The organism is Blastopirellula marina (assembly GCF_002967715.1).
Taxonomy (GTDB): Bacteria; Planctomycetota; Planctomycetia; order Pirellulales; family Pirellulaceae; genus Bremerella; species Bremerella marina_B.
On record NZ_PUIA01000016.1, the window covers coordinates 59,352 to 79,404 of the forward strand.

The 20,053-nt window shown below is 54.7% G+C and carries 14 protein-coding genes; 5 read left to right on the top strand and 9 right to left on the bottom strand.

The genetic code is table 11. The features are described from left to right. Positions 1-9: 9 nt before the first annotated feature. The 4 genes from C5Y96_RS02260 to C5Y96_RS02270 form a co-directional block, all read right to left on the bottom strand. Positions 10-1,923, bottom strand: a complete 1,914-nt coding sequence (locus C5Y96_RS02260) for a M48 family metallopeptidase (RefSeq protein ID WP_158261048.1) — start codon at positions 1,921-1,923, stop codon at positions 10-12. Between the two features lie 118 nt (positions 1,924-2,041). Further along, complete coding sequence (locus C5Y96_RS02265; RefSeq protein ID WP_158261049.1) at positions 2,042-3,631, bottom strand: methyl-accepting chemotaxis protein; 1,590 nt, start codon at positions 3,629-3,631, stop codon at positions 2,042-2,044. Next, complete coding sequence (locus C5Y96_RS27215) at positions 3,624-4,307, bottom strand: hypothetical protein (protein ID WP_158261050.1); 684 nt, start codon at positions 4,305-4,307, stop codon at positions 3,624-3,626. Before C5Y96_RS27215 ends, C5Y96_RS02265 begins: the two co-directional genes overlap by 8 nt. 272 nt (positions 4,308-4,579) lie before the next feature. Next, positions 4,580-6,745, bottom strand: a complete 2,166-nt coding sequence (locus C5Y96_RS02270) for a glutamine synthetase III (RefSeq protein WP_105349928.1) — start codon at positions 6,743-6,745, stop codon at positions 4,580-4,582. Between the two features lie 588 nt (positions 6,746-7,333). Between C5Y96_RS02270 and C5Y96_RS02275 the strand changes: the two genes are divergently transcribed. Then, on the top strand, positions 7,334-8,983 hold the full coding sequence (locus tag C5Y96_RS02275; RefSeq protein ID WP_114322154.1) for a tetratricopeptide repeat protein: 1,650 nt from the start codon (positions 7,334-7,336) through the stop codon (positions 8,981-8,983). A 42-nt stretch (positions 8,984-9,025) separates the two neighbouring features. On the opposite strand, the gene C5Y96_RS02280 is transcribed toward C5Y96_RS02275, so the two are convergent. Further along, positions 9,026-10,216: an FAD-dependent oxidoreductase gene (locus C5Y96_RS02280; protein ID WP_158261051.1), complete on the bottom strand. Its 1,191-nt coding sequence runs from the start codon at positions 10,214-10,216 to the stop codon at positions 9,026-9,028. A gap of 184 nt (positions 10,217-10,400) precedes the next feature. Between C5Y96_RS02280 and C5Y96_RS02285 the strand changes: the two genes are divergently transcribed. Continuing rightward, entirely contained in the window at positions 10,401-11,645 is a 1,245-nt protein-coding gene (locus tag C5Y96_RS02285) for a PQQ-binding-like beta-propeller repeat protein (protein WP_105349931.1), read from the top strand. Positions 11,646-11,738: 93 nt separating this feature from the next. Here the strand turns inward: C5Y96_RS02285 and C5Y96_RS02290 are convergent, their stop codons facing one another. The 4 genes from C5Y96_RS02290 to C5Y96_RS02305 all read right to left on the bottom strand — a co-directional run bounded on the left by C5Y96_RS02290 (position 11,739) and on the right by C5Y96_RS02305 (position 15,075). Continuing rightward, positions 11,739-12,284 (bottom strand): rhodanese-like domain-containing protein, encoded by a 546-nt coding sequence (locus C5Y96_RS02290; protein WP_199188619.1) that lies wholly within the window; start codon positions 12,282-12,284, stop codon positions 11,739-11,741. Positions 12,285-12,350: 66 nt separating this feature from the next. Continuing rightward, positions 12,351-12,674 carry an ArsR/SmtB family transcription factor gene (locus C5Y96_RS02295; RefSeq protein ID WP_233198733.1) on the bottom strand — a complete coding sequence of 108 codons (324 nt, stop codon included), beginning with the start codon at positions 12,672-12,674 and terminating at the stop codon, positions 12,351-12,353. Between the two features lie 115 nt (positions 12,675-12,789). Beyond that, complete coding sequence (locus C5Y96_RS02300; protein WP_233198735.1) at positions 12,790-14,178, bottom strand: sulfatase-like hydrolase/transferase; 1,389 nt, start codon at positions 14,176-14,178, stop codon at positions 12,790-12,792. Between the two features lie 84 nt (positions 14,179-14,262). Next, positions 14,263-15,075: a hypothetical protein gene (locus tag C5Y96_RS02305; protein ID WP_105349935.1), complete on the bottom strand. Its 813-nt coding sequence runs from the start codon at positions 15,073-15,075 to the stop codon at positions 14,263-14,265. Between the two features lie 228 nt (positions 15,076-15,303). Here C5Y96_RS02305 and C5Y96_RS02310 point away from each other — a divergent pair, with 228 nt between their 5' ends. From C5Y96_RS02310 to C5Y96_RS02320, 3 genes are all read left to right on the top strand, one after another. Beyond that, on the top strand, positions 15,304-16,815 hold the full coding sequence (locus tag C5Y96_RS02310; RefSeq protein WP_105349936.1) for an aldehyde dehydrogenase family protein: 1,512 nt from the start codon (positions 15,304-15,306) through the stop codon (positions 16,813-16,815). 78 nt (positions 16,816-16,893) lie between these two features. Next, entirely contained in the window at positions 16,894-18,396 is a 1,503-nt protein-coding gene (locus C5Y96_RS02315; protein WP_233198737.1) for a sulfatase-like hydrolase/transferase, read from the top strand. A gap of 105 nt (positions 18,397-18,501) precedes the next feature. Further along, complete coding sequence (locus tag C5Y96_RS02320) at positions 18,502-20,037, top strand: hypothetical protein (protein WP_105349937.1); 1,536 nt, start codon at positions 18,502-18,504, stop codon at positions 20,035-20,037. Positions 20,038-20,053: the final 16 nt, after the last annotated feature.

The window sequence follows — 20,053 nt, forward strand, 5'->3', positions numbered from 1 at the left end:
GTCAAAGGCTCATTCGATCGAAAAGGTCTCGTTGCTCAGCGATTCATCGGGAGAAGGATTGTCTATCTGCGCCAGGCTTGCCTGGTAAGCGATTGCCGTAGCGGCCCGACCATAATACTGCTCCATGGTCCCGATCAATTCTTGCTGTTCATTTTGCTTCTTGCTCACTGGCAGCTTGAGGGTCTTGCTCTTGCCGTCACGCTTCACCACGATATCAAGCCGCGTTCCCCATTCCGTTTCGAGGGTGATCCCTTCGATCTCGCGATAGTACAAGGGCTGGTCCCAGTCTTCGTAGACAACTTTCTCGAAGTCAAAACGGACCGCGCGGTCTTTGGCGGCAGTTCGCTCGACAGGGGGGAAGAACTTCTCCACAAGTTCCTGCTCTGTCTCATTCGATGGGATATAGCGATAGGCCAGGATTTGCTCGTGGAATTGGCGGAAGCGTTCTTCGTATTGGTTCCACTGAGCACGCTCTAACGTTTCGGCCCCGTCAATCTTCTCGAACCAGGGGCCAAGCGAATCGTCGTACAGCGCGTCCCGCATCGCGTCGGCAGATGCACGAAAACCGAGGGCTTCCAATCGTTGTTGAAGAGGTGGGTGCGAGTCGAAGGGATGTGCTGTTGCCAGTTGGCCGACGTCTCGCTTGTCGACGAACGCGGTGGCAAAGTTTTGGAAGCCTCCGTCGATACGCTGCGAGAGATTCACTTGCTCATGGGCTTCTTCGGCCTCGAAGAACTCCTGCTCTAGTTCGTGGCGATATTGAGAATAGGCCGTAATGCGAAGCAGGGCATGTGCCATCGACTCGGGGGAAGTCTTCTCGGAGGCAAGGCGATCCGCCCTGAACTCGCGCTGTCGGCTCAGTTTGCCCAGCGATAACTCGTACAGCGCCCGAAACATGACAGCAAAGTAGAAGACCGGTCGCGAAATGCCTCCGTCATAAAGCCCTTGCAGATAATGGCCGTATCGCGACAACAGAGGAGCGATCTTTTGCGTGTAGGTGGTGTCGTTTCCGCTGAAGTGGGCCAACTCGTGCAGCAGCACGGCGTCTGCTTCCTGGTGGGGTAATTTCTTCAGCAGCGAAAGACTGACAAAGAGTGTTCGGCCCGTGATGGTGCGTGGCTCTTGATCTTCATGCCCGGCAACTTGAACCGGCATCTGGGTGACGAAGAAGTTGTCGTCGATACCTGCGATGACATGGTCTGGCGGAGCCGTTTCCATCGAGTTGCTCAGTCGCTCCAGGTCGTACCACAGTGCCGGTGCCATCTCGCGGGTGATTTCTTCCCCTTCAATCACAAAGTCATTGTCGACCTTCTTGAAGATCGCAGCGATCACCGCACCGACCGCACAAATTCCAATGAAGCCGATGATGAACAGCAATTTGACGATGAAAATATTGAAGAAGAAGGCCGGGATCCAGAAGGACAGTGAGAAGACGAGCAGGGCCTGGGCAATCACTTCCAGCGTGCAGAATATTCGCAACGTATACCAGCCCAGGAGCAAGCTGTAATACTGCATCCATTGAGATCCAAGTGAAAGAATGACCATGAATCCTGTCAGCATGAACGCCCCGATGCCGGCCAGAATGCAGAACCAAGAGATGCGAATCGCCCAAATGAGAGACAGATTGTAGTAGAGGTATTCCGTCGGAAGTTGCGCTCGCCAGACGGCAACTTCGGGGTCGTCAATGACTAATAGCCATGAAAGGGGAAGGTTCCGGGCACCCTCGATGCTCTGCGCTTTCTCCTCGGGGGTTAGCGTTGCGTCCGCATTGATTTCAGCGATCGCGGCGTCAAGAAACTCTTGATCGTAGCTCGACTGGACGTATTCGTAGAATACAAGACAAGCCAGTGGAACTAAGAAGAGAGCGAGTGCTGGATAGACGTACGTTTTGACGAACCCGAGGCTAGTGACGTCATGTTGCATAAGACGAGCCTGATGATGAGGAGGGTAACTGCACAATGCCATCAAACGTGCAGTATAGGAAACCCACCGTCAACAACAAGCAAAAGTCGTTTTTCGTTCGATTTGACACTCGCCTGGTTTAGGTCGCCATCGAGTTTTCCAGCGGTTTGTCATGCTCCAGAAACTGGAACTGATGGACGCAATTACGAAGTTCCTTGGCCAGAATGGCGAGGTTGTCTCCTTCGTTGGAAAGTTGCTGTCCGTTCTGTTCAGTAGTCTGCTGAATTGCCTGCAGGCTGGCGACTTGGGCCTGCAATCGTTGGGCCGAATCGGACTGGGACGCCGTCAGCTTAGCGATCTCGTTCGTTTCAGTATTGATCGATTGAACGGCGGAGCAAACCTCTTTGAACTGGCCGGCGGTGCGGCTGCTTTTTTCGACGCCGACTTGGATGTGTTCGCGAGTCTGTTGGACGAGCTGGGTCACTTTCGTGATATTTTCGTCGCAGCTACAAGCGAGCTCTTTGACCTGTTGTGCGACGACCGCGAAACCGCGACCTGCTTCGCCAGAGCGTGCCGCTTCAATCGAGGCATTCAATGCCAGCAAGTTCGTCTGCTTGGCCAGTTCCTGGATCGTCCCAATCGTAGCGATCATCAGATCCGCACTCTGCTCGATCGTCTTCATCGAGTTTTCCGATTCCGTCAGGCAGGCTTCACCCAGTTGGGCAATCTCACTGGCGCTGATGGTAACGGCTTCGGTACGTGCCACGTTCTCGCGGATCGAGTGGATCGACTGATTCAGGACAGACACTTCTTGTAAGATCGCGTCGAGTGATTGACCTTGGTTCTGGATTCCAGAGGACAGCGTGGATGCGCTGCCATGCAAATGGCCAGAGCTGGCTGCGACCCCCTCCACACTGCGACTGAACGTAGCAATCACGCGATTCCACGAATCGATTGTTCGACTGAGATCCGTACGCAGAGACTGCACCAGCCCATCTTGGACGTTTGGTATCTCGACCGTCAAATCGCCGTGGGCGGCACGATCGAACACCGGTCGGAGTTGGTCGATCGCCTCACGCAATACCGTATGTTGACGGCGGTTCGCGATCTGTTCGCGAACTCGTGCGTTCGACGTTCTCAAGGAAGAATAAATTCCCACCAGCAGAACCGCGTCTTCAATGACCACCCATGCAGCGTGTTCGAGAGCCAGAGCCAAAGCCGGATCGGCAAGTCCAAAGATCGAGTGCGGCCATAGCACGGCGCGTACCAGGTGGTCAACGGCCGTGAATAATGTGGCTGAAAGCAAAACAAGTGGATCGCGATAAAGTGATAGAAATGCCAAGGAAGCAAAAACATGGAAGTGAACTTCCGTGCGACCGCCACTGATATGGATAAATAACGCGGAAAAGCCTGCTTGAGAAACAGCCATGACATAACGCGTCAGAGGGTTTTCGCCGTGATACCAGCCCAGGTAAGCAGGGATTGCGCCCAGCAAGAATCCAAGAATCGCAGAGGCCCAGACATGCATATGGACACTGGACTGCGTTCCAGCCCACGTTTGTGGCGTAAGGAAAATCGCCATTCCAAGTGCGATGATCGCTTGGAGCAGCATGAGCCCTGCGAACAAGCGATTCGTGTGGGCATCTGCCTTTTGCTCCTCAAGTCGCAAGAGAGAACGCTCTTCCTGATCAAGCCCAAGGTATTGCGGAAACAGGATCTTCTTAAGCACGGCAATTTCCTTTACAGCAGGCAGGTAGCAAACGCTTGGGCGTTGGTGCGATATCGTTTGACGATGAGTTATGAGGTTTCGAGTGCAGCGGACAACCAAACACGGGATAGGTCTCGTACTCAGGGCTGCCATTCAATGCGGCTTCAAGGCTTGCTAGTCCAGCGCTTGCGCCTTGATGGCCTCGGCTAGAGGTAACTCCTCCGCTGAACTTGAGCTTCCCCTGGGCATTGAACAGCATGCAGTGGCCGCTGGTCTTGGCTTGAAAGCGATGAGCTTCCTCGTCTTTGGTATCGAAGTGCAGGGAAACGTTGTTTCGCGTCTTCCATTCGTTCAACTGCTGGCGGCACGAGGCAAAGTCGTTCGCATTCTCGCCGGGATGGAACTCGTCTCCCATGCATACTAGAACGATCGACAGGGAGGGAGTGGTACTGATTGGCAGCAGGTTGTCGAGCGTTGCCCGGCTGCATGGGCAGCCAGGATGTAGAAAGACCAGCAAAGTATGAGAGTCGATCGTTCGCTCGAGGTTAGAACTCGTCGGCCATTGGCTGGGAGGCAGCGAACGGGGGCCTTGTGTGCCTGCGTAGACGCCAAGGGAAACGAACACAAATACCACTGCTGCAAGCCAGGCGGCAAAAGCAATGACATATGGCTTCGGTTTGGAAGATACAGTGTTCACAGTTGATGCCCCTACGAACGACAAAACGTATGCAGGAACGTAGGTCAGATTACACCGCGTTGGGGAAAAATGGCGTGAACCCGAAGCAGGCAAATGGGTATTTTGAGTGCCAGTGGGGAGGTGGCATTGGATTAGGGGGGGCGTAGCGATGAGGCAGGGCATTCAAGAGGGAGCCATGCCATAATATTGTGGGGGTAAAAAAAGCGGGCCAAGATGTAAAGTCTTGGCCCGCTTTTTAGGAAAAGATTGAATTAGCGAATGCAATCAACCGCTTAGCGGATGAAGAGCATTTCCTGGTAGGTTGGTAGCGGCCACAGGTCGTCGGCCACGTAGTCTTCCAGTTCGTCAGCGTACTTACGAACTTCGTTCATTGCCGGCAAGACTTCCTTGCAGTAGCAATCCGACTTCTTGTGCCAGCATTCGATGCCTTCAGCCTTAGCCGAAAGGGAAACGAGCGTCGAGATGCTGTCCTGGAGCGACTTGACCAGCGAGGTCATCTTGTCCAGGGTATCCTTGTCGAACTCGTAGCCGAGGGCAAGCAGGTTCGCACATGTCGAAGCAAGTTCGTTCTGGTAGCGGACCGCAGCTGGGAAGATCATCGTGCGAGCCATTTCGATGGTCAGATTGGTTTCGACCGCGACCGACTTGCAGTACTGTTCCAGGTAGATTTCCAGACGGCTTTCCAATTCGCGTTCGGAAAGCACGTTGTACTTGGTGAACAGTTCTTTGACTTCCGGCTTTTCCAGGTAGGGAAGAGCTTCGGCGGTGGTCTTCAGGTTCAGAAGGCCACGCTTTTCAGCTTCTTGGTGCCATTCTTCCGAGTAGCCGTCGCCATTGAAGATGATGCTACCGTACTCGTTCATGATGTCGCCCATGAGCTTGGTCAGGGCAGCGTTCAGTTTCGATGGGTCGCCACCGGTTGCTTCTTCCAGCTTGGTCGCACAGTAGTCAAGCGATTCGGCAACGATGGTGTTCATCGCGACGAGCGGACCGGCGATCGACTGGTTAGAACCGACAGCACGGAACTCGAAACGGTTCCCGGTAAACGCGAACGGGCTGGTTCGGTTGCGGTCGCCAGCGTCTTTCGGCAATGGCGGTAGAACGTCGGCACCGATTTCCAGCGTACCCCTAGGAATCGAACTGCTGGCACCGCCACCCTTGATCTGTTCGAAGACGTCCGTCAGCTGGTCGCCCAAGAAGATCGAGATGATGGCCGGAGGAGCTTCGTTGGCACCCAAGCGGTGATCGTTGGAAGCCGAAGCAACCACGGCACGCAGCAGGCCTTGGAACTTGTGTACGGCACGAATAACGGCGGCACAGAAGACCAGGAACTGAGCGTTTTCGTGTGGCGTGTCGCCTGGATCCAGCAAGTTGCCCTGCGAAGAGCTACCCATCGACCAGTTGACGTGCTTACCGCTACCGTTGACGCCAGCGAAAGGCTTTTCGTGCGTCAAGCAAGCCATGCCGTACTTCTCGGCGACTCGCTTCAGCGTGATCATGATCAGCTGCTGATGGTCGGTTGCGACGTTGGCAAACTCGAACATCGGAGCGATTTCGTACTGGCCTGGAGCTACTTCGTTGTGACGAGTCTTGACTGGGATACCCAGCTTGAACAGTTCACGTTCGGTTTCCAGCATGAATGCCAGAACGCGATCTGGAATCGCACCGAAGTAGTGGTCGTCAAATTCCTGCCCCTTTGGTGGCTTGGCACCAAACAAGGTGCGACCTGCGTTCAAAAGGTCGGGGCGAGCGAAGAAGAAGTTGCGATCGACCAGGAAGTATTCCTGTTCAGGACCGGCGGTCGAGCTGACCATGGCACCATCGGTGTGACCGAAGAGAGCCAGGATACGCTGAGCTTGCTTGTTCAAAGCCTGCATCGAGCGCAGAACCGGGGTCTTCTTATCGAGAGCTTCACCCGTCCACGAAACGAACGCGGTGGGGATACACAGCGTAGTTCCGTTCGGGTTTTCCATGATGTAAGCAGGACTGGTAACGTCCCAAGCGGTGTAACCACGTGCTTCAAACGTTTGGCGAATACCGCCCGATGGAAAGCTGGAGCCGTCCGGTTCGCCCTGGATCAACTGGGAGCCGCTGAATTCGGCGATGGCACTGCCGCTGCCATCTGGGCTCAGGAAGCTATCGTGCTTTTCAGCAGTGAAACCAGTCAGCGGATAGAAGACGTGGGCGTAGTGGGTTGCACCCTTTTCGATGGCCCAGTCTTTCATTGCCGAGGCAACGTAGTCGGCGACGGTCGTGTCGAGCTTCTCGCCCGTTTCGATCGTCTTCATCAGCGTCTTGAAGATTGGCTTGGGAAGACGGTCCTTCATGACCGATTTGCTGAAGACATTCGCGCAGAACAGCTCTTGGGTAGGTGTCTCCAAGAAGTTCATGGCTGGAGCGGAGGGCTTGTAGTTGGTAACCGCCGCGATGGCTGCCATTCGCGCCGACCCGCCAGCGTACCCGCTACCGTTGCCTGTGGTAGTTGTTCCGTTGGAACCCGCCTTACCTTTCGATACCGTACTCACTAGTGTGTGACCTCCAAAGCCTAGCGCGAACGGCGAGCCCCATCAGGGATCCGCTCCACGCTTTTCGTTGTTGAAATTCCCTTACGATCTTTTGTTTCGCGATCCCTGCGAAAGCATGGTGCGGAGTGATAGCAATTACCGTGCCGCATCACTATAAGACGCAAAATCCCTAGAAAATGACCCCAAAAAGGGCATCGTCTGCGCGCAAAAGCAGCGTGACCTGCATAGAAATGTAGCAAAAAAGACTTGCCGAGGCCTGTTTTTTAAACTTTGCAAATAAGGTGCCGATAGCACTAGCGAGGGAGATCAATTTTTGCCCACCTTTCGTAAGTGCTACCGCTGGGAATCAGCGAAGTCTAAACTCAGCCCGAACATTTCCGCCGCTGAAAACTCTTACTCAACGGCCACTTTCGCTAAACTTAAAGCGTCTACGATCACCTGTGAAGTAGGCAAATCAGTCAAAACGCTCAAGGGGCAAAACTATCTCGGGGGATCGAATCGATGAAGGTTTGCTGTTCGCCGTCCACAATCATGGTGTTGGCTGTAGCGGTATGGTTGACGGCCTGTTCTTTCGCAAGTGCTGAAGTCCCTTTGTTTTCCGGTTTGGGCGAGCATCGCTGGGGGATTTCCAGCAACAACCCTCAGGCCCAGGCCTATTTCAACCAGGGCCTGGCGTTTATGTACGGCTTTAACCACGACGAAGCGATCCGTAGCTTTCATGAGGCTGCCCGGCTCGATCCCAATTGCCCCGCTCCTTGGTGGGCTATCTCGCTGGCGAACGGTCCCAACATCAACTACCCGCTGTTAGACGAAAAGCATGCTCCCCTCGCCTGGGAGGCCTTGCAGAAAGCGAAACAGTTGGCAAGTAATGGTTCGCCGCTAGAGCAGGGACTGATCGCAGCGCTTGAGCAGCGATATACCCAGACGCCGCCAGAAGACCGCAAGCCCCTGGACCAAGCCTATGCTGATGCGATGCGCAAGCTTTGGGAGAAGTATCCTGACGAGCCAGACGTGGGAGCACTTTTCGCGGAGAGCTTGATGGATCTTTGGCCCTGGGATCTGTGGCAGAAAGCTGGGGTAGCCAATCCAGATACCCGAGAAGTCATTCAGACGCTGGAGGCCGTTCTTAAAAAGTCCCCTGAACATCCCTTGGCGTTGCATCTGTACATTCACACGCTCGAAGCCTCGGGTGAAGTGGCTAAAGCAGCCGACGAAGCCGATCGACTTCGCAATTTGCAGCCTGGGTTGGGGCACATGGTCCATATGCCGAGTCATATTGACGTCCGTTTAGGAGCCTGGCGGAAAGCGATTGCGGCCAATGAAAAAGCCATCACTGCCGACACGGCCTATAAACAGCAGTCTCCCGAACAGGACTTTTTCCGAATCTACATGGCCCACAATCGTCATATGTTGGCGTTTGCCGCGATGATGATTGGCCAAGAGAAGGTCGCTACCGATCAAATCAACCTGATGCTCGAAGAGATGCCTGAGAGTTGGGTAACAGCCAATGCGCCGTTCGTCGATGGCATGCATAGTATGCCCTACGAGATGCACATTCGTTTCGGCCGTTGGGACGCGATTCTGGAAGAACCCGAACCGGCCGAGCACTTTCCGATTTGCCGAGCGATGCGGCATTTTGCCCGGGGAGTTGCATACGCTGCCAAGAAGCAGTCAGGCCAGGCTCGCCAAGAGCAAGTGACGTTTCGCGAACTAAAGAGGGCGATTCCAGAAGAGGCGTTCTTTGCTCAGAACCCGGCCTCAGTCGTGTTGGATATCGCCGATCATATGCTCGAAGGAGAGATCCTCTACCGCGAAGGCAAGACCGACGAAGCCGTTGCAAGCTTGACCAAAGCGGTCGAACTGGAAGACTCACTGCGATACACGGAACCGCCTGACTGGATCCAGCCGGTACGCCATGCTTTGGCTGCGACCCTAATGGATGCCAAGCGGTACCCAGAGGCCGAGGCCGTTTTGCAAAGCGATCTGCGTATCCATCCACATAATGGGTGGGCTTTGTACGACTTGGCACGCAGCCTGCAAATGCAGGGGAAGCTCGACGAGGCCGCTAAGGTCCAAGCTGAATTCGAGGTAGCCTGGAAGGATGCCGACGTGAAAATGAGTTCGGCATGTATGTGCTTGCCAGCCGAATAGCTTGCAACGAGTAACCGGTGGTTTCTTACTAGTTGGGATGCGTTATCGATCCCGGTCCCGTCTTCGTGAACGCGGTTTCTCTTCGGTGGGCGGTTCTTCCGATTCGGTGCTAAATAGCGGGACTGGGTGATCCAGCCCGCTTACTGTTTTAAGCATTGTTTCTCGGACGCTTTTCCAGTGGAGCATCTTGGGGGCGAGGAAGTTACGCAGCATTCGCTTGATGAATGACTCTCCCTTCACAAAGCCGGTCATGGTACGAATGCGCTGCACGATCGCGTTGTCGACCGGCCATCGTTGTTGATGGTAGAGGGAAAGCTCGTTTCGTTTAACCAGTTCAGCAAACACCCAGGCATCTTCAATTCCCAGATTCATCCCGCGTGCGCCCACGGGTGAGTGAAGGTGCGCGGCATCGCCGGCGAAGTAGACTTTTCCCACATTCATGGCCTCGACCAGCCGATGGGCAATATGAAAAGACGAGTTCCATTGCGACTCACCAATCGGAGTGCACTCCGTCAACTGGGCGAGTGGTTCTGGGTAGTTGCCCAGGACACGCCAAAGCGTTGGCTCGCCAGGCTTTTCCTCTCCAGTGAAGACCGGCAATAAGAAGAGAAAGCCATCGTCTTGCAGCTTGATATGAGCTCGATCCGGTGCGAAGTCGGTCGCCAACGGGATATCGTCGAGTACCCAGGCTCGATCATAAGTGTCACCAGGGAACGGTACGTGCACCGACTTGCGGGCCAGGCTGTGTGCTCCATCGGACGCGAGAATCCACGGTGCCGTTACCGACTCGTTGGCTTGAGTTTCGACATGGACTAATTCTGCTTTTCCCTCGGCTAGTTTGGGGGAATCGACCAGTTCGAGTTGACGCTCGATCTCGATTCCTCGCTCGGCAAGATCTTCTCGCAGGACGCGTTCGGTTGCGGCTTGGGAAAGGGCCAGCATAAACGGGAAGCGATGTTCGAGTTCTTCGAAGTTGACCTCGGCGACGATGCGGCCATTGCGATGAATGGTCGTTCCATGAATCTTGCGCCCCAAGGCCAACAGCTTGTCGGTAATCCCTGAGGCCTCAAATAGTTCCAGCGTGCGTGGATTAACGGCAAGTGCCTTCGAGTTTTTGGAAGGCTCGGCACGCTTGTCCACAATCCGAGGGGTCATCCCATGGCGCGACAGGAACGCAGCGGCAGCCATGCCGACTGGACCAGCGCCGATAATAAGTGGTGGTGAGTGCGTCATGCAAAGGTTGGGGAAAAGATGGGATCCGTCTTCGCGGTGGAAACAACTATTCATCACCCTAGGTTGCCAGGCGGTCCTCTGCAACTAAGGGAGACCTGGTAATGATTGAGATTACCAGAGAGAGACCGTTAGAATAATCTGCGTTGGTCTATTCTCGTAGAGTCTTAACCAGGGAAAGCAGCCGATGTCCGCTTCGTATCGATTTTTGCTTAGTACCACCTTGTTGGCAATCTTGTGCACTGGCCTTCATGCCGAAGACTGGCCGCAATGGCAAGGTCCAAATCGCGATGGTGTTTCCAGCGAAACAGCTTTAAGTGCCAAATGGCCAGAAGCCGGCCCGCCGATTGTATGGCAAATCAACGATTTGGGAGACGGGTACGGCGCGGTATCGATTGTCGATGGCGTGATTTACCTGATAGTCAACCAAGGCTTGGACAATGAATTGGTGAAAGCACTGGATGCGACCAATGGACAGACGCTTTGGGCAACCCGAATCGGAAAAGTTGGCAATCCCGATCAGAAGCCAAGCTACCCGGCTGCACGTAGCACGCCGACCATCGATGGCGAGATGGCCTACGTGTTAGGTTCCGACGGCGACCTGGTTTGCCTGAAGGCCAAGAGCGGAGAAGTCGTTTGGCAGAAGAATGTTCGTAGCGAATACGATGGCAAGCCAGGTACTTGGGCCTATTCCGAGTCACCGCTGGTCGATGGAAATAAGGTGATTGTCACGCCAGGTGGCCCGGAGGTGGGAATCGTAGCGGTCGATAAAATGACCGGCAAAACGATATGGGAGGCCAAGACGCCTGAGATGGGTGCGGCGGCTTATGCTTCGGTCCAGAAGATAACCGCGGCAGGAAAGCCGCAGTACGTTGCCTTCATGGCCAATGGCCTTGCCGGGGTCAGTGCCGAGGACGGAACGTTTCTCTGGTCTTACACACGCACCAAAGGGATCGCCAACATGCCCACGCCGGTTATTGACGGCGAAGTCGTCTATAGCGGCGGTTCACGAGCAGGCGGCGGTGCCGTTCGGTTGGTTGCTCAGCAACTGGGCGTCTTGTCCGAAGAATTGTATTTTGATCCAAAGCTCCCCACGGCGATTGGCGGGGCGGTCAAAGTAGGTGATTACCTTTACGGCTGTAGCAACTCGACGCTCATGTGCGTCAATTTTTTAACTGGCAAAATCGCGTGGCAGGAACGCATCAGTGCGGCGGCATCCATTCTTTTTGCCGACGGGCGTCTGTATCTGCACACGGAAGATGGCAAGGTCATGATGGTTGCAGCGACGCCTGAGAAGTTAGACATGATCAGCGAATTCACGCTGCCGGACCAGCCGGAAGGAACTGGCAAAGAATGGGCCTATCCGGCCTTGGCCAATGGCAAGCTGTACCTACGTCAGCACGGCACAATTTGGTGTTATGGCATGAAGTAGTGAAATAATGAGGGGAAGGCAGCGAAGCGTGTCGCACGAGTGATGGGTGGAACTACTCGTATCGGTTACAACTTCGCTGCCCAAACCCCCGTATTACCTCGAGCAACTAGCGCCCTGGTTCCATGGCATCTTGGCCAGCAGCATCGCCATGCCACAGGTATCGGTAATGCCGGCGAACATTAGTCCTGCACCAACAAACGCCGAGAGACCGGCGAAGTAAGGGTGGACGAATATGCCAAGTAGCGCCCCTACCAGGACGAGGAAGCCTGCTGCAATTCGTACCTGGCGTTCCAGGGAGATCGTCTTCTTGCCACGCACGACCGGCAGTCCAGCCGAGGCCCAGGCATCGGTGCCGCCGGAGACGTTGACGACGTTCTCATACCCTGCGGCGACAAACTTCTCGCAGGCCTTGCCGGCGCGGTTGCCGGACTTGCAGATCACATAAAGAGGCTTGTCGGCCGAACCATTGCGAGCTTCCATCACTTCCTTAGGAGCGAGGCGATCAAGTGGTTTATTAACTGCTTTGGTGGCGTGGACTTCCTCGTATTCAGCGGGAGTTCGCACGTCGATCAGATCGCAGTGCCCCGATTCCAGGAGCTTGTTCAGTTCTTGAGGAGAAATTGTATTAACGCTCATCATTCCCTCCTTTGTCGCCTTAACTGTAATGTCGTGATGTGACGATATGTCTTGGTAAAAAAGGGGAGGCTACGTGCCGGCCCCGGTTAAAAATCGACTTTCGATGCAGGCCATGATGTCTTCTAGGTGGGGTTCTGCCACCGAGTAGTAGACACGCCGGCCATCTCGCTCGCTTGTAAAGAAGCCACATCGTTGCATCAAACGAAGGTGCTCCGATGCGAGGTTTTCAGCGATGCCGCAGTCCTCTGCAATCTCTCCGACCGTATACCTACCATGGAGCAAAAGCTGGACCATCCGGAGACGTACCGGGTGAGCCAATGCCTTGAGGCACTCAGCCGCTTGGCTAAGAGCATCCATCTCTAGAGGGGGCTTGTTGGTCGTTTTCTTGGGCATAATCGCATCTCCTGCCATAAATATATCGTCAGTTCGCGATATGTCAATAAGTTAAAAGAGGCGAGAATCGAATGTTTTCCGATTTTCTTTAGAGGAGGAGAGCGAAATGGGGCGTCTAGAAGTCTCGAAATGGCTGCCGAGGCTCGGTGGCTTCCATTTCTTGTTGCCACTCGGCCAGTCGCTGCTTGAGGGCCAGGACTTTGTCAGGGTGTTTTTGCGACAAGTCGTTCTTTTCGCCGATATCGTCCGGCAAGTGGTACAGGCCCTTGGCCTTCTTGCTGTCGATCCACTTCCAGTTGCCAATCCGAACGGCAACTTCATTTCGCCGTTGCCAGAACATTTCATTTCGCGGTGACTCGATCTTTCCTTGCAGTACCGGAAGCATGTCAAAGCCATCGTAAGTTGTGCCGACGGGAAGGGGCGTGCCTGTTGCCGAGCATGCGGTGGGGAAGACTTCTAAGGCCGTGAGAAAGGCGTCGCTCGTCTTGCCAGCAGGAACTTGTCCAGGCCAGCGAACGATGCAGGGGACGCGGTTGCCACCTTCCCACATGGTCGACTTTTGGCCTTGCAGCGGCTGGTTATCGGCCAGGCCGCTGCCGCCGTTATCGGAGAAAAAGATCACGAGGGTGTTGTCAGCAATTTCGTAACGGTCCAGTCGATCGAGAATCGTACCGATGGCGGCATCCATTTCGGTAACAGCGGCCATGTACCCCAAACGTCGCTGTTCCTTGAGACTCTTCCCATTGGATGTCTCGTACATGGCCAGATATTCCGGTGAAGCCTGGACACTGCCGCGAACTTCGCGATCGAGGTTGGAAGCCCCGTGAGGTGCATTGAACGGAATATAAAGAAAGAAGGGGCGATCGTGATTCTGGTCGATAAACTTCAGCGCATGGTCTCGAAACAGCGTCGTGCAGTACGTCCCTTTATCTTTGGTAGTGGGCTCGTTCCCTGCAAACATCGACGGCACGCCGTATCGCTCGTGGGTGAAGTAGTCGATGCCCGTATTACAGAAACCATAGAAGTCGTTAAAGCCTCGTTGTAGCGGCAGAAATCGCTTCAATTGACCTCCATCCCATTTTCCGTAACACCCACATGCGTATCCCGCATCGCTCAAGACGTTAGATAGAAAGATCTCACGCACATCCGTTCCCAGGATATGCTCAGGCGAGACGGCATATTCTTCGGGCGAGTAAAGATGCCCGTCGTCGACGCGGTCGTTACGAATCATGTCGTAGGTTCCGTTGCGCTGGGGATACCGCCCCGTCAGAAAAGCGGCCCGCGACGGCGTGCAGGCATTCCAGGCGACATAGAAACTGGTTAGCCGTGTACCTTCCTGGGCTAATCGATCCAAGCGAGGCGTGCGGACATCGGTAGCTCCGAACGATCCTAAATCGTGATAGCCTTGATCGTCGGAAACGATTAACACGATGTTGGCCGGACGGTCGGCCGCCAGTAAAACAGCTGGAGCAAAAAGCAGAACAATACCAATCAACGCACGCATACAGGCCATCTCATTAAACGAGGGAATGGGCTCAAGCAGGTGCGTTTCAGGATAGCGGTTCTGTACAGCGAAACAAGCTTTCGCCTACGCCGCTGCCAAGATCTCATTTTTCAAGTGAGAGAAATGTCCAATCGAATCGGCGAAGAATTCTTCAGGCAGGATGGCGTAACGATCGAGGGTCGCCTCGGTGTGTTTCCACCCCATCTGGGCAGCAATGTCGAAGGCCTTGAGTCCATGGTGAATACGTTCCTCTTTGCGATCGAACTTCCAAAACTGAAGCCAGTAGCCGATTGGGAAGTAAGCAAAGCGAACCGCCGGCATCAGGGCCAGTGACTTCATCAACGGCCAATCGAATTGATCGACGGCTGTTTCGATTCGTGGACCGACGACGGTCTCTTGTTCATTCAAAAAGTGCGTTTCAAAGATGTCTCGTTTCGCTTGATCGGTGAGCTGCTCACCGTTGCGATTGGCGGTGTGCACGCACTTCAGTGCGGCGAGTAAGTGTGGATCTACCAGCTTTTCCGTGTCAGGATGATCGCCGTAGAGTTTGGTAAAGTGGTACGTCGTGTAGATCTGAACGCAGACCCTGCGGTTGACCTCTCGGAACGCTTCGGCGAATGCTTCCAAGGCGTCGAGCTTTTGCCTTCGCTGGGCAGATGCAAGGCAGTATTGGCACGAGAGGAGCTTGCCCAGGTTCATTCCGAAGGCAAAGTAGCCCCTCGCCCAGAGTGCCCCATGGGCGGCGATAAGCGGAAAAATGTGGTTGCGACCCGAGTCTTCGTAGACGTGATGATAGGTAGCAGCACGCTGCGATAGCTGACGAGTTGTTCCAGCCAGGCGGACGGCCTCTGCGTGAAACGCATCGTATGTGCGTTTCAATTGGGCAAACGTTTTCATAGCCCTAGACCTTGTTCTTCGAGTAATGTGTGGGATGTTTTTTAGCTCACAAGTGGTAGACCGAGCGGGGTAGATCGAAGACAACCTGTAAAAGTAAATAATTCTGGTGTTTGCCCAGAAACGCGTAGAATGTCTTTAGGCTTGCATGTCCAGCGCAGTAGGCCAATCAGAAGATTTTCAAGCGAGCTTAACCCTAGTCGCTTCCCCCCATCGCCTAAGGAGAGACCCATGATTACGACGACGACTGCCCCTGTCGCCCGTCCTGAAACCCAAGCATTCATCGATCAGGACCATAAGCTACTGATTGACGGTCATTGGCAACCGGCGGAGACGGGAAAGAAGTTTGAAGTGGTGAACCCGGCTACAGGCAAGGTAATCGCTGAAGTAGCCGAAGGTGGCCAGCAAGATGTCAACAAAGCCGTCGCCGCTGCGAGAAAGGCATTCGAGAGTGGGCCATGGCCGGCGATGACAGCTTCTGAGCGAGGCAAGCTACTATGGCGACTAGCCGACCTGATGGAACAGCGCATCGAAGAGTTTGCCGAGATCGAATCACTTGACAATGGCAAGCCCAAAGCTGTTGCCGCAGCAGCAGATGTTCCGCTGGCAATCGATCTGTTTCGCTACATGGCCGGCTGGGCCACCAAGATTGAAGGAACGACGATTCCAATCTCGGTACCCTATCTCGATGGGGCTGAGTTCCATAGCTACACGCTTAGAGAACCCGTAGGTGTGGTCGGGCAGATTATCCCGTGGAACTTCCCCTTGCTAATGGCAGCTTGGAAGTTGGGGCCGGCACTGGCCGCTGGATGCACCGTTGTGCTCAAGGTCGCGGAAGAAACACCGCTGAGTGCCTTGCGGTTGGCTCACGTGATTCAAGAGGCAGGCTTTCCACCAGGCGTTGTGAATGTGATTACCGGTTTCGGCGAGACCGCCGGGGCGGCTCTGTCAGCTCATCCCGACGTCGACAAGGTGGCGTTCACCGGATCGACCGAAGTGGGCAAGCTGATCGTCAAAGCGGCAGGCGAAACTAATTTGAAGAAGATCTCGCTCGAACTGGGTGGTAAGAGCCCGAACATCATCATGCCGGATGCCGATATTCCAGCCGCGATTGCCGGGGCGGCCAACGCGATCTTCTTCAATCACGGCCAGTGCTGCTGTGCCGGTTCGCGTTTGTTCGTTCATCGCAGCCACTTCAATCAAGTCGTCGAAGGGGTGGCGGAGCAAGCCAGGAAGATCAAGCTCGGTCCCGGGATGCATCCTGATTCCGACATGGGGCCGATGGTATCCCAGATTCAACAAGATCGCGTTTGTAGCTATCTCGACATTGGTGAGAAGGAAGGGGCCACGGCAGTCTGCGGCGGCAAGAGGGCAGATAGCGAAGGGTACTTTGTCGAGCCAACCGTTCTGGTCGATACCCACGAGAACATGAAAGTGATCAAGGAAGAAATCTTCGGCCCAGTCGTTGCCGCGGTGCCTTTCGACGATATCGAGGAAGTCATCGCCACTGCGAACGACAGCATCTACGGCCTGGCTGCGGCGGTTTGGACCAAGGATATCAGTCTGGGGCACCGGATCGCGAAACGTATCAAGGCCGGTACCGTGTGGATGAACTGCTATAACGTGTTTGATGCCTCGCTTCCTTTTGGTGGTTACAAGCAATCAGGCTGGGGACGTGAAATGGGGTACGAAGCGATTCAGCTCTACACGCAGACGAAAGCGGTCACGCTGCAGCTGAAATAGTCGAAATTGCGGGGAAAGTTTTTTTTAAGTCACGGTTTTCTCGTCAGGAAACCGTGACTTTGGCTTTAGAAAGGAGCAATGTCGATTTGTTTTTTCCTGAAAGTTATGAATCTCATGTACCGCACGATTGCCACGTTGTTTCTTTGGGCTATTTGTTGCACCACAATTTCTGCCGCTAAGCCAAATCTGCTTCTCATTGTGGCCGACGATATGGGATACGGTGACCTGTCGTGCTATGGCTCGCAGCAGATTCAGACTCCCAATCTCGATCGCCTGGCGAGCGGTGGTGTGCGTTGCACAAACGGATATGTTTCTGGCTCTGTTTGCGCTCCTTCCCGTGCCGGATTAATGACCGGTCGTTATGGTGGGCGATTTGGCTTCGAGCATAATCTCAGCCATCCTGAGGGGCTCGAGGATGAGTTCGCCGGGATCCCACTTGATGAAATACTGCTGCCGCAACGGCTCAAAGAGCAGGGATACCGTACTGGGCTGATCGGCAAGTGGCATCTAGGCGAGTCAGTGGCAGGGCATCACCCCTTGGAGCGTGGCTTCGACTTCTTCTTTGGAATGTTAGGCGGTAGTCACGCTTACTTTCCAACCGTGGAGAAGAATCGCCTGCTCTTCAATCATGAGGCACCCCAAGAGATTCGAACTCCTTACCTCACCGACTGGTTTACGCTAGAGGCGATCGATTTCATACAAGCCGAAGGCAAAGCGAAAGGGATGAATGGCGAACAACCGTGGTTTCTCTATCTTTCGTACAACACGCCTCATGGACCCATGCAAGCCAAGGCGGAAGATATCGAACAATACGCTCATATCCATAACAAGACCCGCCAAATCTACTGCGCTATGCAAGCGTGTATGGACCAGAACATTGGCAAAATTATTGACTCGCTGGAGTCGACTGGCCAGCTTGAGAACACACTCATTGCGTTTATCTCCGATAATGGCGGGTCGGTGGAAGTTTCTCACGCGGTGAATGCTCCCCTGCGAGGTACCAAGGGAACGTTTCTCGAGGGAGGCATTCGCGTGCCAACCATCTATCACTGGCCGGCCCGACTACCTCGCGGGAAAGTTTACGATAAGCCAGTGATCTCTCTGGACGTGATGAATACGTTTGTCATTGCTGCTGGTGGCAAGGTTCCTTCTGCTGGGGAGACCGAACCACGAACAGGACGCGGGAAAAATAACTTGCCGATCTACGATGGTGTCGACCTCGTACCACATTTTCGAGGAGAAACTAAAGAAGCCCCCCACGACACGCTCTATTGGCGAATGGCACTACGCGGTGCGGCCATTCGCGAAGGGGACTGGAAGCTGCTTCTTCCGGCCTCGCAGTTGCCTCAGTTGTACAACCTGAAAGACGACATCGGCGAGACGACCAACCTGATTCAGGATCAACCTGAGACAGCGGCTCGACTACTTGGGAAGTTGGTCCGATGGGAAGGCACGCTCGAACGGAACCCGTTGTTCATTTCCGATCCGAATTGGTCACAATACAACAAGCGACTATACGATAAGACTTTCTCGCTCGAACAGCCTTTGCCTGACAGTGAGGAAGATATCTGGTCATTTTGATCGATGCCGTAATCCTGGGGAATCTGTTTTCCTTTCCCCTTGCAGCGCGATACAAAGATAGGTGCGCGGAAGCCCCACCCATCCTCATTCCCCGGAGGAATCGCCATGCCCCTATCTCGTCGTCAGATGCTTCAATCGAGTGCCCTCGCCGGTGGCCTGCTTTCCCTGGGAGATCTTGGTCTGCTCTCTCAGCTTCGTCCCGTTTCGGCCGCAGAAGCGAAATTGGATCCTAGCGTCGTGCGGCTTGATCCCAGCATTGAACCGCTGGTACGGCTGATCGAGGAAACACCGCGCGACAAGCTCTTGGAAGAGATCGCCGCGAAGGTAAAGAAGGGGACCAGTTATCGCGAAGTGCTCGCTGCGCTGCTACTGGTGGGGGTGAAGAACGTCGAGCCGCGACCAAGTGTCGGGCACAAGTTTCACGCCGTACTAGTTGTGAATTCGGCTCACCTGGCAAGCTTGTCTTCGCCGGATGAGCATCGCTGGCTACCGATCTTCTGGGCGCTGGATCACTACAAGTCGGCCGCGCAGCGTGATGTCGAAGAGCGGGGTGATTGGACGATGTCGGCCATGGACGACAGCAAGATCCTGCCGCACGGCAAGGCCAAGACGCAGTTCAGCGAAGCAATGGATGACTGGGATGAAGAAAAAGCAGGCGTCGCCGCAGCCAGCCTGGCACGTACCGGCGGTGCGAATGAAATCTATCGCTTGCTGTTTCGATACGGATCGCGCGATTATCGCAGTATCGGCCACAAGGCGATTTACGTTGCCAACAGCTATCGCACGTTAGGATGTATCGGCTGGCAGCATGCCGAGCCTGTGCTTCGCAGCTTGACCTATGCGTTATTGATGCATGAAGGAAGCAACCCCGCCAAGCGGGATGACGAGGCCGACCGGCCTTTCAGGCGTAACGAAGAAATCGCCGCGAAGTTGCGTGACGATTGGACTACCGGAAAACTCGATCCAGTCGCAACGCAGGCGATGATCGAGGCGCTGCGAAGCGGCTCGAATGACGATGCCTGTGATCAGGTTGTCCAGTTGATCAACGGTGGAGCCCATCCGCAATCGATATGGGATGCCTTGCACGTGGTGGCCGGTGAAATGGTGATGCAGCAACCGGCAATTGTTCCGTTGCACAGCGTCACCACGACGAATGCCCTCCGCTACGCCTACGAAACCTGCGGCGATGATGCAACGCGTCGGCTGTTGCTGCTGCAAAACGCTGCGTTTCTGCCCATGTTCCGCGGCGGTATGCGAGGACGTGGTGGGGTTAAGGATGTGAGTATTACCACACTTGACCCTCAGAAGCCGGAAGGAGATCCGGCAGAGGCAGTAGAAACCATTTTCGCTGAACTGGGTAGTAACCCAATGAATGCTGCGAAAATGACGCTGGGCTATTTGCAAGATTCAGAGAACCACTCGGCCAAGGCCAAGCAGTTGATCGATGCGGCCCGCGTGCTGGTGTTCCGCAAGGGAGACAACGCCCACGACTACAAATTCAGTTCCGCAATCCTGGAAGATTACTACCACGTATCACCCCAGTGGCGAGACACGTATCTGGCCTCGAATATCTTCCTGCTCAGGGATTCCCAGCGGGCAGATAACCGGCTTGTGCAGCGGATTCAGGCCGCACTGACCTAATCGACCTGCGGGGAGA

What these genes read in the sequence shown, in the direction of transcription:
- C5Y96_RS02260 (WP_158261048.1), bottom strand. Translation starts at nt 1,923, where the DNA reads ATGCAACATGACGTCACTAGCCTCGGGTTCGTCAAAACGTACGTCTAT.
- C5Y96_RS02315 (WP_233198737.1), top strand. Translation starts at nt 16,894, where the DNA reads ATGTCGATTTGTTTTTTCCTGAAAGTTATGAATCTCATGTACCGCACG.
- C5Y96_RS02300 (WP_233198735.1), bottom strand. Translation starts at nt 14,178, where the DNA reads ATGCGTGCGTTGATTGGTATTGTTCTGCTTTTTGCTCCAGCTGTTTTA.
- C5Y96_RS02310 (WP_105349936.1), top strand. Translation starts at nt 15,304, where the DNA reads ATGATTACGACGACGACTGCCCCTGTCGCCCGTCCTGAAACCCAAGCA.
- C5Y96_RS02290 (WP_199188619.1), bottom strand. Translation starts at nt 12,284, where the DNA reads ATGATGAGCGTTAATACAATTTCTCCTCAAGAACTGAACAAGCTCCTG.
- C5Y96_RS02285 (WP_105349931.1), top strand. Translation starts at nt 10,401, where the DNA reads ATGTCCGCTTCGTATCGATTTTTGCTTAGTACCACCTTGTTGGCAATC.
- C5Y96_RS02305 (WP_105349935.1), bottom strand. Translation starts at nt 15,075, where the DNA reads ATGAAAACGTTTGCCCAATTGAAACGCACATACGATGCGTTTCACGCA.
- C5Y96_RS02270 (WP_105349928.1), bottom strand. Translation starts at nt 6,745, where the DNA reads ATGGCAGCCATCGCGGCGGTTACCAACTACAAGCCCTCCGCTCCAGCC.
- C5Y96_RS02295 (WP_233198733.1), bottom strand. Translation starts at nt 12,674, where the DNA reads ATGCCCAAGAAAACGACCAACAAGCCCCCTCTAGAGATGGATGCTCTT.
- C5Y96_RS02275 (WP_114322154.1), top strand. Translation starts at nt 7,334, where the DNA reads ATGAAGGTTTGCTGTTCGCCGTCCACAATCATGGTGTTGGCTGTAGCG.
- C5Y96_RS02320 (WP_105349937.1), top strand. Translation starts at nt 18,502, where the DNA reads ATGCCCCTATCTCGTCGTCAGATGCTTCAATCGAGTGCCCTCGCCGGT.
- C5Y96_RS02280 (WP_158261051.1), bottom strand. Translation starts at nt 10,216, where the DNA reads ATGACGCACTCACCACCACTTATTATCGGCGCTGGTCCAGTCGGCATG.